We start from the raw sequence: 17,869 nt of genomic DNA, 5'->3' as shown, positions 1-17,869 counted from the left end.
AATGTACCATTATTTTTTATTTTATTTCAAAAAACACTCATGCCCTTCGGGTAATCGATTTTATTACACTTACTTCGTGTAAAAAAATCGATTCCTTCGAAGGGCATTTTTGTGTTTAAAAGGAGGAAAAAAGATGTTCAAAAAGAGAAAATACCAAAGATTAGAAGATGTACACGACGCTTTATTAGCTCCCTTTGAAAAGAATGAATTGAAATACAAAGATGGTAAACCATACATTCCTCATTATCAAGCTAGAAAGAGATTAATAGAGATTTTAGGTGTTTACGGATTTTCAATTGAATATCCGATTCAAGAACTTTATGCAGAACCAAGTAGCGTCCCCCCTATTATGTGGGCAAGAACAACATGTAAGTTAACATTAGACTTTTCAGAATGGGGTGGCGAGAAAAGAATTGTTTATGGCACAGATGCAAAGAAATTGAACAGATTTTCTAATAAAGAAAAAAATATAGAAAATGGAGTTGTGGGACAAATTTGTGATTTAGGCGATGATGAAAAATCAGCAATGGCTAGAGCATTTGTAAAGGCATGCGAATCTATTGGGATTGGCTTATATCTATGCTTAAATCCGAACCACCAACAAACAAGTAATACAACTCCACCATCTAATAGCAATTACAATGAATTGTGGAACATCGTAAACAATTATGAAAAAGCGTTAAAAATCAATATTGATGATCGAAAAGAAATATTAATATCTTCATACCCTAAGCAACGCGATTTTAAAAAATTAAATGAAAAACAATTAGAATTTTACATTTCTATAATAAAACATTCTGCAGAAATTGCAGTAATGGCCACTAATTCAAATACTGAAAAACTTATATTAAATGAGTTATCAAGATGCTGTAATCAACAATTTAATAATTTTAAAACTACTATTGGATTTATGAACGAAGCAGCTGTTGAATATACAGGTAGCTATTTAAAACAAAGTAAAAGTGCAATCTAACTATCAATTTCATGTTAACATCGGACGGAATTCAATGAATTAGAACGACTCTTTGTCATTAACATATCAACTAAAATTAACATGTTAAGAACGGTAAAACACCAAAATATCAATGTTATATCAACGGAATCTCTTAGAGATTGACATAACATTAACATTTTAAACTTTTGAGGAGGAATTAATTATGCACATCGAAATTTCAAAATCTAAATTAGTCGAAAACTTATCTAGCGTGGTGAAATTCGCAGGTAAAGACAAAAAAGAACCTATTCTTGAGAGTATTTTGATTGTAGCTGAAACGGATAAATTGCGATTTATTGCCACAAATTCAAAAGAAACAATTGAGCGTATTGTTTTTTGCGATGAAGATGTATCGGTGATAGCAGAAGGAACAGTATTAGTTGAAAAGAAAATAGTAGATGTCGCAAAAAAATTAACAAAAGAACCTATTAAACTAAAACTATCCAAAAATATTCTTCAACTAATTTCTGGTAAAAGCAAGTTCACTCTTAATATCTTTAAAGTAAGCGATTATCCTGTAATTAAACCGAGTCAAGCGGAATATTTCGCTGATATAGAGTGTTCTATATTAGAAGAAGCTATAAACAGCGTCTGCTATGCAGCATCTACTTCAAATCAAAGACCTATTTTAAAAGGTATTCACCTAACTGTATCAGAGAATCTCATGACCTTTCAATCTACAGATAGCCATCAACTAGCGTATAAAGCTATTAAATTACAGACAGCCTTCAAAGAAGAAATTAAAATGACAATTCCAGCCATCGCTTTAAAAGAAGCTATCAATAGTTTCGATATAAAAAAATCAATTAAACTGAGCAAACTTGATAATACATTTATTTTATCAAGTGATACTGAAACATTTAGAACCCAAACACTTGAGGGCGATTATCCAGATGTCTTAGTTAGATTACTTTCTCCACTCTATGAAAATGTAATTTTAGTTAACAAACGTGAGATATTAGAGGCTCTAGAACAAATAATGCTATTTACATCAAATAAACCTACCGGTATCTTTACATTAAATAATAACGCGATCACTATAGAAAATGAAGAAAAATCCGAAGGCAACGCACAAATCTTAATACAAACTGAGGATATTACAACACCAGATCCATCAGTTAAACCTGAAGACTCAATTATAAAATTCGGTTTTAATGTACAATTACTTTATACTTCTATAAAAGTTATAAACTGCGATTTAATTTCGATCGGCTTTAATGGTGAGAAAAAGCCAATTAGTATAGTACATGAAGATTATTACAATAACCTTGGTGTTAATTCTACTGAGCCGTTACAGCCGATTCATTATTCAGACTTTAGATTCATACTACCTAGCATTATTAATTAAATAATAAAGCCTATACTATCAAGTATGGGCTTTTTTTATTTGTTTTATACATAAACTTTTAGTTTTTTATATTATAAGTTTAATATTATATCTTTATAATTTATTTACAAATCACTTTTATTTACTTATCATTAATATATTGTAGACTAATTTGTTAATTTCATAGCAACAATAAAGCGGATTAACACTCCAAATAACGCATTACAAATAACAAAACATTAACATGATATTAACATTATTATGTCAATATCGCACAAACATTAATGTCATGTTAACCATTAATTCATTACATGTTAATGTTATATTTGATGTTAATTTCATTTTATAAAGGTATTTTAATTAGTATTGCCGAAAAGTACTTAACATGTCAATTCCACTTTCTATGTTAATTTCACTTTCTACGATTAAATTCCAAGGAGGTATAACAATGATTGAACAAGAACAGCAAACTACCACTGAAAATGGTGAAGAAACTAATAAAAACTTTATTCATGAAGACGCTTTTGAAAAAGCATGGCGAATAACTGAGTTTTCAAAGTTAGTAGGTCGCCATCACAATACGGTATATAATTGGTTCAATACCTTAGAAGAAAAAGGGTTACATGGGACTCTTAGAACCAATAATACAAATGAAAAATTATATAATAGTCTCGATTTAGATATTGCTTTATTTATCAAGCAGAAGAGAGACGAAAAATGGTCACTTGATGCAATTATTGAACTTTTACCACATCAATTTGAACTAAGGCCCGTTTCACCAGAAAATCAAACCAGTGAACTTTCAGCTCAATTAAACATACATGAAGCAGCTGCAACAATCGAAAAAATAGTAGAACAAAAGCTTGAATTGCATTTACAGAGCATTGAAATGGAGTATAGAGAAAAATTGGAGGAAGCTGTGCGTTCTGCGTTACCTGAACCAGAAGACCCTGAAACCTTAAAAGAGCGTCAAAGACAAGAAAGACTAGATAATATGATTATTCAGCACAGAGCGCGTACAGAGTTAAGAAAACAGGCTGAAAAAGAGTGGAATAGCCTTCCTGAAGACACCCGAATTAAAAAGGTTGGTTGGTTTAAAAAAGAAGAAGATCTTGCGCGGAAACAACTTTTCATTGAAAACTATATTGATGAAAACATGATTGAGTATATACAAAATACAATGAATATAGAAAAATAAGCCTGGAATTTTCCAGGCTTATTTTTTATTTTGCTCCAAACATTTTATCGGGATCCATAAATGCCGCTAATTCTTCATCATTTTGTACATTCTTTTCGTCATCTTTAGCTGGTTCTATTTCTAAATAATCACCAAAATTAATGTGGAAATCATCATCTGAATCTTGTTCCTCAATAGTTGTAATTTGAGACTTTGTATATTGAATTTGACTTTGCTTTTCTTTAAATTCATTGTATTCCTCGACTAATCCTTTAGATAAACGAGATGGTAGTGCATCTGTTTTATAGAAAGTATACACGCTACCCATAAAGTCATTCTTACTAACTAGATATCCATTAAAAACAGTTCCATTGATTGGTAGTTTATTTGTTACTTCTACCTTAGCATCATCCATAAATGAATCATCAATATTCTTTTGTTCATCTAAAATTGCCAACATACCAAAATGATGCACTTTAGATGCCTCTAAATCTCCATTTTCATTTGTTTTCATTAGATCAATTGGATGGTGGAATGAGCTTCCTTTTAATGATTCTGAGAACATATCTACAATTTCTTTACTATTTTCAATTTGGCTCATGTTACGTGAAACCTTATTAATTACCAAGCAGCCAGTTCTTTCTAGCAGAATTCGTTTAAAGTCTTGAGAATCTAAAATTACAGACGTTCCAGAGCCATTTGCAGCTGTGTTTAACTCATGAATAATATCTCCAATGCGTTGGTTTGCATAGTCACGTGAGTTTGCAATTCCTTTTTTCTCATTTTCATTTAATCCTTTAAACTCATCATAAAAATGTTGATTATCTGCAAACACAACAAACGCTACACCTTTAGCCGGATCATTAGCTAATTTCCAAATTTCTTGTGAGAATTTATTTACTTGTCTTAGTACGTCTGGTCCATCAGCTCTAACTGGAAGTGTAACTACAATACCCATTTTAATGAAATCTTTACGTTCAATTGCATTATTGAAAGCAATTCTTGCATACTTTTGTTGATTTGCTATTAGTTCTTCTCTAGGGATTTTCATTGCCATACTTTTAAGTTCTTCCGCGATAACAGGCTTATTATGGAAAGCAGAGAATTCCTCAATTGCCTTAATAATTGTAGATGTACCTGTTCCACCGCCTAAACCAGCAAAAAATAGCACTAATTCATCAGATGGTCTTACACGTTCTGTAATAAACTCTTTTAATTTATCTTTAGCATCATCATTAGATTCTAAAACCTTTACAGCACGTTCAGGATTTTTACCTAAACCACCTAATTTTAGTGAAACCTGGTTACTTTTTGGAACATTCTTAAGTTCAGCTAAATCTCCGTCATTACTATTTAATGCAAGACAATTATATACTGCTGTACCATCTGTATGTTTATACTCAGCAAACTTATCTACCATTCTAGTTCCGGCTTGCCCAAAACCAACCATAGTCATCTTTACAGCAACTTCGTTTTTCAGAAAGTTTTTTGCCATTTTCCATCTCTCCTTCGTTCTTTTTACTTGTTTTTACGTTTCTCTAATTCAATTAAAATCTGTTGTCCTCTTATTGTTGAAATTAAAAACTTATACGGATGCATAATTTTTTCTGTTATTAATGACATGGCAGCTAAAGTACCCACACTTCCCTCTGCTGATCTTCTAGAAATATTAGTCCTTTCAATTTCTAACGAATAGGATTTTCCCTTAGGTTTCTTTACTCTCCTATCAATAACAACATTTTCTACTATCTCATTTATTGAAATACCTCTCATATACTTCGTCTCTTGGTATTGTTTGTTTACTTGAGATCCTATGTAATGAAATACATTGTACAGTATTTCGTCTTCTTCAATAATGTCTGCGAACATTTCTACAACTTCAGGAGTAAATTTATTCTGTTTATATTTTTCACTTAATACCTCGTTCAAGTTGTCCCCCCCTTAAAACGTTGGTTAATTATTCCTAAAAACATATTACCTTATTATAAGACGTATATCAAGTCATTATATATAAGTCTTATATAAGGTTATTATATACAAGACTTATATAAGACTTTCATTTCAAAAAAATACATTAAACTCTTACCTATCACCACTTTACATATAAGACGTACATGTAAATCCTTTATATACGTAGTAAACAAAACATGTTAATACTAGATTTCATATAACTAACAATAACTATCGGATACTTAATAAAAAGACAGTATTTATGTAGATTTTTATCCAGATTTATATTATTACCATTTGATACATCTAAAATATAGTACTAATAACCCCTCTATCGTACATATACAACCTATATAAACGCACTATATATAAGACTTATGTACAAACACCTAAAAATAAAGGTTTTATCCACTTTTATATAAATTTCATGTCAATATAATATCACCACAAACCTTTATACGTCTTATTTGTAAGTCTTATATATACACGTTATAGATAAGTCTATAAAAAAAGAGTAATACTTATTAAAGTATTACTCTTCTAATTATAAATTTTTATATACAATACTTAGTTTATTGAAAAGAACTTCATGATCTCGTTTCTTATTTACCAACTTATTTCTCTCTCTGTTGTCAACAGAATGGAAAGGGGATGTTAATGTCATATTATATTCAGCTATTTCTTTTATTAATTCCGTAGTTATTTCTGATATTTGTAGGAATAACACATAAAATTCTGATTCATTTTCATTCAATTGGCTAGTTTTATAGTTAAGTTCTACAAACTTGTCAGTATAACTTGTCAATTTCATATCAATATAATCGCTATAACTAACATGTGTAGTCATGATTTTGTTAAACTCACCTAAACTAATTAATTTCTTTGTTAAACATAGGTTCACCAAATATATCCTGTATAAAGCTTTAAATGAAATAGCATATTTAGCTCTTTTTTTTATTAATTGGATGTATTCACCGTATTTGTTGATTAAATATCTTAATTGGTTAGATTTTATCCTCAAAATTCTACTGACTTGTGCCATATTATACGTTTTATAAGGATCTAGAGCTGCAAACTTTATTGGGATTATCTCATGTTCGTTACTTAATGTATTAATTACTTGGGTATAAAGAAAGTCCGTTTCAAATTCACTTTGTATTATCTTTGTTATTAACCCATATTCTATGTTCCAATTCCGCATTTTTTCACCCCTTAAATCAAATTGTAACATGCAAAATATGAAATATACACAATTTTCATTTACTTTATTATGTTTATTTACTTATTTCTTTTATGATGTGATTTTTCCTTCTGATAAACAAATAGCTCTATAGAATTAAATACAATTCTGTTTAACACATAATATCATCTATGCAAAAGAATATTCACTGTACATTTCATCTATTTTTGTTACTCTACACATATATAACGAGATACATATGACGAACCCTTTTTTCATCATTAGAGTTCGTCATATGTTCTTTTATCTATGTCGAAGTACAAATGACGAACTCTAACTGTAATTTTCCACTTGATATCATTGAATTTAATTACCCACACCTGACGAAATAATATGTGTTTTTAAATCGAGAGTTCATAGGGGATAATGAGTTACTTTTTTGTAAATTTCAGTTAAAATATACACTAATCATTTTTATGTACTGAACTGCTTAATTTATCCAACATTAATTACTTTCATTTCATGACAATTGCACCCGTTTTTATGCAGATTTCCGTATATTATTTCCATATCAAGGGAGTGTTTTAAATTGAAAAAATCATTTGATCATGCCGTTAAATATATCGTCGGAGAGAATGACCGTGGAGTTTATTTTAATCGTTCTGACATTTTTACAGTCTTATTTTTATATGAACAACGAACAGTATCTCAAATTCAATTACGAAAATTTTATGAATTAATAAGTGGGGAGCCTATAAGTCGAACTACATTTTCATCCAAGTTAACTAAGTGGGCAAAAATGAAATTAATAAAAAAAGAAAATATAAGTGTGAGAAAAAAGCGTGGATTTACATTAGATTTCGTTTCTATAGCTTCAAAGGGAGCAGAAATATTATATCGTTTAAAATTAATTACTGATTGCAACACATCGTTTGTTACCAAAAGGCAATATGAACACAATATAGCTATTACACAATTCGTGCTAAATCTACTTGAAGCAGAATCTCAAAATGAACATACCGGTGCAATTGTAGGTGGTAATGGCGATTATCTTTTTCCATTAAACTCAATTGTTAAGCAAAACTTACATTTACCCAACCTAATGTATTCCGATTCAAATGATGTCTACTTCTTATATGAAGATGAAGAGTATCGCGAAATGTTTCAGCCAGAACTTCAACCCGTTTCCTTCCAACCAGACTTACCTCAACTCGTTTATTCATTTCGTCCATCTAAGGAGTTTTATCCAGACCCAAAGGGAGACCCATTAATCATTCCTGATTGGGTTCTTACATGTAATGATTCTATTATCAATATTGAAGTTGATACAGGGACGGAAAACATTCCATTTCTAGAAAACAAACTAAAAAAATATCTTGATATCGCTGCTTCTAATCCGTCTAAACAGTTTTACGTTTTATTTTCAGTAATCGATGATTCCTATCACACAATTTCTACTTACAAAAAAAGAACTACACGTGTAACAAATTTAAAAAAGGCATTCAGCAATATACCACGTTTAAGTGTAGTGAATAACCTAAATGTTTACGTAAGCAATATGGGTGGATCTGCACTTGTAATAAATAATATTCTTCATGAAATTCGCGAGATTAATAGTTTAAACAAAAGTCATTTGCTCAAAAAAATCGCTGAACGTTTAAACATAAATTCTTCTTTCCCTTATTCAGTAGAGTGGATTTCTAATAAAAATGAAATTCAAGCGAAAGGGATTCAACATTCTAAACTACTTGAGCTAACAGATGACATTTTGATATTACGAAAAAAAGCACCTGATGAAGAAAAAAAATCTTTAGATTACTTAGAAATATTATGTATATTAACAATACTTAAGGTAGGGGAGGTTAACACACACTTTAAATTACAGCAATTATCAGGATTGTTGGCTATGCAAAATCAACACCGAACACTAAACCCAATTAAGATTTTGGGGATATATGAAGCGGATGAATTAGAGCATGGGCAGCAAGCCATTTTTACTGATTTGTATCACAATTCCATAGCACCAGAGAATATATTATTGGCTACTTCTGCTGAATTGCTTAATTTCACCGCTGCTTTTTATTCGTTAAAAGAGAGGGTGAAACAAGAATTTGGAGAATGCAGTTCAAAAGAATGCTGAACTCAATAATGCACCAGGTAATGGGGAGGATCCAAAAGCCGGAAAGAGCAAAAAAAATTCCTATACAGTTACAATCGATATTACAAAAAGCTGGAAATATCGTTTAGCAGCCCGCTCATCTTACTATGTTATAACATTACTACTTCTGCTAGCTTGGTATTTTGCTTTTAGAGGAATATATAAATACGCTTCTTTCTGGTCCATACAAATGGGAGCTCCGTTACCTACTTTAAGTATCTTCGGTAATCCTTTTGAAACTAATTATTACATTGAAACCTTTTTTAGTTTTTGGATTTTAATTTATACTTGGCAACTATCAACCAAGGTTAAGACCTACCAGGAGATAAAGCGTAGATGGTTTATATTCTCGATGATGTTAATTGGTATAGTTGCCCAGTACTTATGGGCGTTTAGTGTTCCATTAGCTAAAATATTTATTCCATTCTTAAATTCGAAAGCTGGAGAAGTTTCACTAAATGACAAAGGATTAGAGGATACTATACTTTCAAATTTTAGTAATATCATGCACCTTGTATTTGCAATACCTGTAATTATTATTATTCTCGTACTCTTATGGCTCTTTAAGATTTTTTATGAACATAAAAAAGAGCTTTTAGATGAATTCGGAAAATGGGAATACGTATTTAAAATACCTGGTTGGATGCTTTCCTTTTTGAATGATGATCGTCAACGAAAACTTGCTACTTCATTACACAGATTTTTCACTGAAAAAAATCCATCAAAATTGCCAGAACCCGATATCTTTCTTGGTCCTAACAGTGCTACACGGGAAATGGCAGTAATACAGGGCAAGTCTCTAACGCTTAATATAATGATCATCGGTAACATTGGTACCGGTAAATCTGCGGCACTAGGTTTGCCAATTGCCAATCAAATTCTTGACTATATGGCTTCCATGATTAATAATTTTAAAACTTTATATGCAAGAAAAGATTATCATTCAGAGGATGTAAAAGGAACGCAGGTTAATGGTCTTACAGTTATCGAGCCATCTAATGACTTCTGCGAAAAAGTATATAAATTGGTATTAGCACACAAGATTCCCGAAAGTGTTATTTTCTATTTAGACCCAACAAATCCTGATACCCCTTCAATAAATTTTGTACGTGGTCCAGTTGATAAAGTTGCTGAGATGTTATGTTCAGTATTAACGGGTCTCTCTGATAATGGAGCAGGAAATCCGTTCTTCGTTCAATCTGAGCGTTCCCATCTTAAACAACATATTTATTTGTTAAAACTTCATGATTCTAATTTTGAAGCTAGATTTGAGCATTTAATTGATATGTATAATGATGCTAATCTCGTATTTGAGATGCATCTCAAATTAAAAGAACGACTTCCAAATGATATTGAATCTATTCCAGATAGGGATGAACGAAATCATTTCCGCATAATGAAACAAGTTGATGAATGGTTTGATTTAAATTATGTTCCTGAAATTTCTGGTGGTCGTGGGGGAGGGGAAGTTGTTTATCATACTGAAGGGAAATACTATGGTCAACCAAAGATAATTGATAAACAAGAAACCTTTGTTCGCGGTTTACGAAACACATTAAATGATATTTCTGCTCAACCTCTGCTCCGACGTGTTTTATGTGGTCCATCGGATTTTGATTTTGAGAAGCATTTGGAATTTGGAGGTATTCTGTTAGTCAACACAGCGAAAGGGGAACTTTCTGATCTATCCGATGTATTCGGTAAATTATGTTTATATGCCGTGCAGAATGCTGTTTTCCGTCGTAAGCCTAACGTATCTCCTTACCATCCGGTTTTAGTCGATGAGTTTGCGGATTACATTTACAAAGCATTTAAAAGTTTTCCTGCTCAATCACGTAAATATAAAGCACCTTTAATTGTTATTGCACAAACCATTAGTCAATTAGCAATTGAACATGGCCCAAGATTCATGGATATACTGTTAGGTACATTTCGTAATAAACTTGTTTATGGTGATGTTACAAATGAAGACGCTAAATTATTTAGTAAGCTAATGGGTACGAAAACAATTTATGAGGCACGTGAAGGTGATCAAGAAATTGATATGGTAACAGCAGAAACAAAAACACAAAGTACTCGTAGAACATCCTACTCTTATTCGAAAACAGAGGTACCAATTCTTTCTGAAAATGACATTTTAATTCAAAAAGCATTCCAGTGTGCTGCTAAAATTGTAAAAGATAATGCTCCTCAAGGAGGGATACAAGTAAATGCTAACTTTGTTCCTGCCTCTGAGTTTAAAACAGCTAAGATTCAAGTTGATGCAGAAGCAGCTGCTTATTGGTTAAAAATTCGTGAAGAGTCATTAAATACGGAAATTAAATATGATGATTATGTCACAGATACAGATGTTGATAGTGAAGAAGCTGTAATTGAAGAATTAAGTACACCTAAAACAGCACCTACTGCAATAGAAGGCTGGTTACAAACGTTAAATCCTGATACTTACGATTTTTATAGTAATGAAGATGATACTGACAATGAAGGGGAGTTAACAAATAATCAGTCTGTTCAAGGTTACTCAAGGAATTCTGCTCCTAAGCTCGAAAAGGAGGACGCTACAGCATCAATGGCTACTTCTAATAAAACAGAATCTGCAAAAATTAATGAAGTAATCGATATTCAAAAAGAAAATGTACCAGATACAAGTAAACATAGAGAACCTATTGAACTTAACAACAAAGCACCAGTTATTACTGAAACTCCAATAGAAGTGCCAAGGGCGAAGCATACACCACAATATAGAGAGCCTGCTTACACATCGACTGTGACCCATAATCAGCAGGAACAGGAAATTCAACGAACTGCAGAAATCAATGGTAAAAATACAACATCTAACTTAACAATGCAATGGTTACAACAAATGGCTGCTACCGTTCCTCAAGATGATGAAAATACGTTACCTTTAGATGAATTCGAAGGTGGCTCTCGTCTTCATAATCGTAAAGTAGCAGAATTAACTCCAGAAAGTGCGGCAATTAAGGATAAACTCAGTCAATATATCGAAGGTGACATTGATCGTGATTGATACACGAAGCATATAACGAATATTTCTACTGGTAAAAAGGTGTGGGGCGTAACCCCATACCTTTTTATTATTTCAAATGTAACTTTCACTAAGAGGATCATTTCTTTATGCTAAAATTTAATGTAGCATTGAAATAAAGTTACGATGCTTTATCTCTTTAATCAAAGAATTATAAATAAGCTAAGATCAAACTTTTTTTATAAAACATAAGCCTGTCGGATAAGAAACCATAGAATACGGTTTAACACAATATTTTTAATCGAACTGTATTTTAAAGCCACACATGTTACCATCGTTTATTCAAGTAAAGACAATCAAAACTTAATTGTTGAAATAACAAGAGGAAAAGATGTTTTCCCACAAAAATCTTTACAAAAGATCAATGCATTTGATAAAATTCGTCAAGCATTCAATCAGCAAAAAAATGAATCACATTATGTATACTGGAATGAAAATGACGTACATTATCAAATTTATTCATCTAATGTAAATAAGAAACAATTAACAAAAGATGAACTTTGTACAGTTCAAAAGTCTTTTTCTGTGAAATAGTAGTTACGTATTTTTCATCGAGTTTTTTTAGATAACATCAAGTATTGATAGTATCTTTTTAAAGATACTTTTGTTTTAAAACCTATTTTATTTACTAATTCATCCTCATTTATTCCTTGTTTAATAAGACGAAAAATAAACGTATTTCTCATCTGTTGTGCAGAAATACGTCTACCTAATTCTGCTCGTTTTACTTCCAGTCGAATCATCTTCTGTATAGCAACCTCAGATAAAGCCTTTGGTGCATCATTTTCGTAAACCCATCGATAAGTACCTCGATTAAAATCAAATGCCACAAATAGGGGATTATCTGTGTGCTGTCGAGGTCTTACAGATTCAGGGATAGTCGAATAATATTTGTAAAGCTGTTTTGTATCTTCGGCTGTTAAGAAGACGGATCTAGTAACTCCGTTTTCTCCTGAAACAATTAAAGTGTTCCTAGCAAACTGTATATGGCTCATATTAAGCGATACAAGCTCTTGCAATGACAAACCGTAGTTTACTATTAAATTAATTATACAAGCGTTTCTATCCATGATTAGAGGCCGATATTTAGTTTGTCTCTCTGTTAACCCCTTAGTTGATAGAACAGTTTGTTTTAAAAGCTTCTCTTCTAATTCGGTAATAAAATCATTGTCATTTAATGATTGATCCGGAATTAAAGAGAGATGAATATCATCTAATGGACTAACTATTCCTAAAAACGTGTGTAACTTTTTTAAAACCACCCATATCCTGTGCCTTGTTTTAAGAGAATATTCTCGTTTGTTTTCTAACATTGAGAAATAAGCTTGATAATCATGAACAGATATTTCATTCCATGATTTGATATGTAAAAGCAACTCATTTTCATTTAACCATCTATAAAAATCTTTAATATCGTATGCATAGCGTTGGATTGTAGAATGTTTTCGCCCTTTTTCACTTAAATATGTAGAGAAAGCTTTTAAATTTTCCTCTAAGCTAATTGTCTCGTTCAATATAATCACCTAATTTCTTTGGATATATTATAACAGAAAACAAGTAAAAGACCTGCTACCGCCCTTTGCTACGCACGGTTGCGGGCATATCCAAAAAGGCACTACAAAAACTAATCCCCAAACAATCCCTGTAAAAAATCCAATCTCGTTATAGGTATTCGTTTCTATGTAAGTTGTTTCTTTTAGTGCAGCCATGTGTAATCCTCCAATATAAATTGTTTATTAAAATGAAAAAAGGACAAACTTAGTCCTGGTAGGGATACGTAGTTTTGTCCTTTTGTATGAGGGTAATGATCTGTTTAATTTAACTCATTATATTTCAAATTACCAATATATTTAAGTTTTAATTTTAATAATTGTTGATAACTCCCCGGTTTTAAAAATCTAATATAAATATATATCTTAAAAAATAAAAAAATAAAAAGATGGAACTTTTATAGGTAATGAAAAATAAGGTGTAAATATACTCTCACAAGAGATTATTAGATATACGAACATAAAAAATCATAATTGGTAATAAATAGAATCAATCAATCCTTTAATTATTCGGCTTCAATTCTACAAAAAAGCAGAAAGTAAAATATATTTACATACATGAAATCACAAAAGAATTAATACGAGGCATCTTATATTTATACATTACTTTTTAAAAAGGTAAACATTCCTTTTTTTGAAAATCAGGTTGTTCAACCTCAGCTTATAAACAAATTGTTCACAATCTGCTTAAGATATATAAACATAATTAAGTGTTTCCACATAATACACATTATTTTTGATGATTTTTATTAGGTAAATACATTTACCTCAGTAATTATAAGGATTATAGGTAATTTTTATTCACATTTAATGATTTTTGTCCTCATATCAACAGTTTTTTAATATTTTCTTGTGATTTTATGTAGGTATAGCAAGATGATATTTTATCGATAATAGAATTACTTTCTATATTGATGTGGAGAGTTCGATGTAGAAGAACGAGAATTTGAATAGATATGTATAAAAATAGACTTCATTTTAAATGAAGTCCTTCTAATTTGGTCTTTATTAATGGAGTAGTTAAAAAGGAATACTAATGAAACAAACACTAATAGCCCTCTACTTTCGAAATTTTTGAAAATAGGGGGCTCGTTACACTTATTTTATTGCTATTGCGTTTAGTACCTGATCTGCAGATTTTATTGTTACACCAGCTCGTACTAAACGTTCAAAAGTACGCATAAATTCTAGTAAATTAAACGATTCTGATAGTTCAATTACGCGCAGCTGTTCTTGCGGTAATCTATCAATCTCTTCAATAAACCATTCACGTATATCGCTTGGAATAGTACGATCTTTATGACCACGATTTTTTAATTTCTCACGCATTTTAATTTCCAATGCGACATATGCATGGACATTAACGCCCTGGTCATATGCATATTTTCTAAATAATGTTTCTTCCTGGTATTTTAGGTAATTACGGTTATAAGATTCTTCATTCGCGGGTACTGCAAATTTCTGTTTCAGTAGTGCATATACACTTTTAAATATTTTCTTAATGTTACGAAGAGAGTACATGGCATAATGTAGACCGAAATTAAAGACAGCTTGTTCACGGTCACTATTTCTCTCTTTTGGTATATGCTGAGCGATAAGAGGATAGATACCTTCTTTCGCTGCAGTATCAAGAATTTTATATTGAGATGTTTGATATAATAGTTTTTTTAATGTATATACAATTTTCTTTGGAAATCCTTCTTTACTGTCAATCATGTCGCGAAGTCCACGAATTACACTCCGAATTTGGCGATGTGAAGTATGCTTTAATACATGAATAAATTTATCCATGTCTGCAGACAGTTCACCGATATTCATTTCTTGTAGGAGGTCTTCAATGAATCTTGCTTTACGAGCATATGTAGCTTTTGGTGTAAACGGATCCCTATGATGAACATTCCCAGATTCTTTTGTACATAAGAAGTCCGGATGGATAGATAGATATAATGTTGTATATCGTTTTGTATTTTTTACCCCTTTTTGCATTTTGCAAATTTTGAATAGGGGAGTACCCGTACTTGGGACTACTGTAGTTAATTCATCTATAACTGCATGGATTTGATGTGGATATTTTTTATGTAAGTAACGATACATCCCACCAAAATGAGTTTTGTTTCCTCTTTCGTCCAGCTTGTCTAAAGAGCGTTTTAATGTTGTTTCCCTATGTTGTTGCATAGCAATGTCTAAGAATAGCTTCTTAGCTGCTACAGATAGTTTAAAGAAAGCCTTTGTAAATACAACAGGACTAATATATACATATGGATTTGCCTTTTTTGTTTCCTCATTCGTAAAATGAGTCAATTTAATTGTATATCGGCCATCTACCCCATTTTTAATAGAGATAATATTATGTAAGCTTAACTTTTTCAAAGCGATATAGAATTGAGAATGCTGAATGTATGCTAATTCTTCTTTATATTGCTTGTAATCTTCCCACATCATATGTACTGTTACATTTGGAATAATACCATTAGTAAAACATTTTTTATGAAGGTATAAGAATACTTCAAGATCTGCATTTGTAATACCATATAATTTATGTTTTCTTCCTGTTTTCTCTGCAAGTGCAGATATTGCGCGACGTGAAAAAGATGGTTTGGCTTTTTCGACAAAACCGTCAACATCAGCAATACGGTCTTCATATGTCATGTGCTGTAGAATATCTTCTAAATATGTATCTTTATAGCTGTAGTATTTCTCTTCAAATGTTTCCACAAATTTTTGCCATGATTTTAATGTTACTAGCACAGCATTGGTTGTTTCCCCATTTAAACTACGTTGATTTCTTATTACAAATGATTTCCCCATCTTTTTCACCTCCATTCTACAAATTCAGAAATATATGCCAAAAGACTATAAAATATACCAATTTTGATTATAGCAAAATGAATTTTGTAAAAATGTGCCCTTTAAGAGAGAATTTTAAAAAAAGCAACACCTTATGAGTCTTAGAGCCACAAGGGATTTTAAAAAAGTTTGAGATTTTTTTTGGTACGCGACTTGGGAAGCGGTGTTGCTCTTTTCTTGTATGATGCTATTTATTAAGAATAGGAAAAATCCTTTAATATCAATACTTCATAGATACTTTAATTAATTTTCGGTACGCAACTTGGGAAAGATGTTGCTTATTTTTTAGGAAAATAGGTACGCGACTTGGGAAAGGATTTTTGTGAAATATATAGATTATTTTTGATTGAATATCTTTAATCGTCTGATATAACAGCGTTTGTAGTAAATTTTGATAGCAGGATAGGTACGCGACTTGGGAAAGATGTTGCTTATTTTCAATGGAAAATTAAATAATTTAAATATTAGGTGTTGCTTGTTGCGAAAAATAAGTACGCAACATGGGAAAGATGTTGCTTGTTTTAGTAAAAGAGTACGTAACATGGGAAAAGCGTTGCTCATTTTATATTAAAAGTACGCAACATGGGAAAGATGTTGCATGTTTTATAGGAAAGGTACACAAGGTGGGAAAGATGTTGCACGTTTTGTAGAAAGGTTATGCAAGATGGGAAAGGTGTTGCATGTTTTGCAGGAAAGGTACGCAAGATGGGAAAAGCGTTGCATGTTTTATAGGAAAGGTACACAGGGTGGGAAAGATGTTGCATGTTTAACTTATAATTAGTGTAAAACGAATTTTGTAAACTTAATATAATTAAATGTATTGTTGCTATTACAAATACGAAAGGTAATTCTTGAATAAAAATTTATATTCGTGGGATAGGGAAGAAGATAGAGAATTTATTATTTTTTACTATTTATACTAATTTAATTCTATTATCTTATTGTATTAAATAAAATATAATATATAATTTTATGAATATAATAAGGTGATAGGAGAAAGATATATGCTGGAAAAATTGAATAGATTTATGTTTGATTTACCTATAATTTGGTTTGTATTACTTATAGTATTTGGATCATTTTTACTTGTGATGCCATTAGATTTATTTTTACCCGCAATAAAACAACATCCAATAAAGGAAGAACCCGCTATTATACAGATTTTAGTAGGAGTATTTGCGGCACCTGTATATGAAACAGTAATTTTCCAGGTATTTTTATTTTGGGTATTAAGTTGTATTCCTCTTATTAAAGATCGTGATTATCTTATCATTTTAATAGCATCGATTATATTCGGATTAATTCATTCAGATGGTATCACTTATATAGTCGCTACAGCAATAATTGGAGTATTATATAACTATGCTTATTGGGTATATCAAAAAAAGAATGAAAAAGTAGAAGTTACAATATCTGCTTTTTGGATTGTTGTTTTGATTCACTCACTACATAACTCTATTGCTGTTATAGCATCACAGTTATAAATGTTTTAAAGAATACTTTATACTATTAGTAGTGGATTTTAAGTTAATAATTAAAGGGAATTGAGTTGTATATAAAAAAAGGCATAGAGTGTTTTTCTATGCCTCTTTTTTATGTGAACTTATATTTATTTGTTTACTTTCATTCCACCTTAAATA

The 17,869-nt window shown here is 31.0% G+C and carries 12 protein-coding genes; 6 read left to right on the top strand and 6 right to left on the bottom strand.

Translation table 11 applies throughout. From position 1 onward, the window contains the following. Window positions 1-133: 133 nt before the first annotated feature. From QCI47_RS29455 to QCI47_RS29445, 3 genes are all read left to right on the top strand, one after another. On the top strand, window positions 134-973 hold the full coding sequence (locus tag QCI47_RS29455) for a hypothetical protein (RefSeq protein WP_000474015.1): 840 nt from the start codon (window positions 134-136) through the stop codon (window positions 971-973). Between the two features lie 184 nt (window positions 974-1,157). After that, complete coding sequence (gene dnaN, locus QCI47_RS29450) at window positions 1,158-2,342, top strand: DNA polymerase III subunit beta (protein ID WP_048557063.1); 1,185 nt, start codon at window positions 1,158-1,160, stop codon at window positions 2,340-2,342. Between the two features lie 427 nt (window positions 2,343-2,769). Next, window positions 2,770-3,519 (top strand): terminase gpP N-terminus-related DNA-binding protein, encoded by a 750-nt coding sequence (locus tag QCI47_RS29445; protein ID WP_000572425.1) that lies wholly within the window; start codon window positions 2,770-2,772, stop codon window positions 3,517-3,519. Between the two features lie 25 nt (window positions 3,520-3,544). Here the strand turns inward: QCI47_RS29445 and QCI47_RS29440 are convergent, their stop codons facing one another. The 3 genes from QCI47_RS29440 to QCI47_RS29430 form a co-directional block, all read right to left on the bottom strand. Further along, window positions 3,545-4,993, bottom strand: a complete 1,449-nt coding sequence (locus tag QCI47_RS29440; protein ID WP_001097018.1) for an FtsZ/tubulin family protein — start codon at window positions 4,991-4,993, stop codon at window positions 3,545-3,547. 23 nt (window positions 4,994-5,016) lie between these two features. Then, window positions 5,017-5,427: a hypothetical protein gene (locus QCI47_RS29435; RefSeq protein WP_001006724.1), complete on the bottom strand. Its 411-nt coding sequence runs from the start codon at window positions 5,425-5,427 to the stop codon at window positions 5,017-5,019. A gap of 565 nt (window positions 5,428-5,992) precedes the next feature. After that, window positions 5,993-6,679 (bottom strand): hypothetical protein, encoded by a 687-nt coding sequence (locus QCI47_RS29430; RefSeq protein ID WP_025921769.1) that lies wholly within the window; start codon window positions 6,677-6,679, stop codon window positions 5,993-5,995. 538 nt (window positions 6,680-7,217) lie between these two features. On the opposite strand from QCI47_RS29430, the gene QCI47_RS29425 reads away from it, so the two are divergent. Further along, complete coding sequence (locus QCI47_RS29425; RefSeq protein WP_000747955.1) at window positions 7,218-8,768, top strand: replication-relaxation family protein; 1,551 nt, start codon at window positions 7,218-7,220, stop codon at window positions 8,766-8,768. Continuing rightward, window positions 8,740-11,814, top strand: coding sequence for a type IV secretory system conjugative DNA transfer family protein (locus QCI47_RS29420; protein WP_000426526.1), 3,075 nt, complete (start codon window positions 8,740-8,742; stop codon window positions 11,812-11,814). Before QCI47_RS29425 ends, QCI47_RS29420 begins: the two co-directional genes overlap by 29 nt. Window positions 11,815-12,380: 566 nt before the next feature. On the opposite strand, the gene QCI47_RS29415 is transcribed toward QCI47_RS29420, so the two are convergent. From QCI47_RS29415 to QCI47_RS29405, 3 genes are all read right to left on the bottom strand, one after another. Beyond that, window positions 12,381-13,355, bottom strand: coding sequence for a tyrosine-type recombinase/integrase (locus tag QCI47_RS29415; protein ID WP_044128546.1), 975 nt, complete (start codon window positions 13,353-13,355; stop codon window positions 12,381-12,383). A gap of 18 nt (window positions 13,356-13,373) precedes the next feature. After that, complete coding sequence (locus QCI47_RS29410; RefSeq protein ID WP_000729391.1) at window positions 13,374-13,541, bottom strand: hypothetical protein; 168 nt, start codon at window positions 13,539-13,541, stop codon at window positions 13,374-13,376. A 939-nt stretch (window positions 13,542-14,480) separates the two neighbouring features. Next, window positions 14,481-16,190 carry a hypothetical protein gene (locus QCI47_RS29405; RefSeq protein WP_000520257.1) on the bottom strand — a complete coding sequence of 570 codons (1,710 nt, stop codon included), beginning with the start codon at window positions 16,188-16,190 and terminating at the stop codon, window positions 14,481-14,483. A 1,043-nt stretch (window positions 16,191-17,233) separates the two neighbouring features. Here QCI47_RS29405 and QCI47_RS29400 point away from each other — a divergent pair. Further along, on the top strand, window positions 17,234-17,713 hold the full coding sequence (locus QCI47_RS29400) for a CPBP family intramembrane glutamic endopeptidase (RefSeq protein ID WP_000890574.1): 480 nt from the start codon (window positions 17,234-17,236) through the stop codon (window positions 17,711-17,713). The last annotated feature ends 156 nt before the right edge of the window (window positions 17,714-17,869 follow it).

The organism is Bacillus cereus group sp. RP29, assembly GCF_040459765.1.
GTDB classification, from domain to species: domain Bacteria; phylum Bacillota; class Bacilli; order Bacillales; family Bacillaceae_G; genus Bacillus_A; species Bacillus_A paranthracis.
The sequence above is the reverse complement of the archived record's forward strand: the minus strand, read 5'-3'. Positions and strand labels throughout refer to the sequence as shown.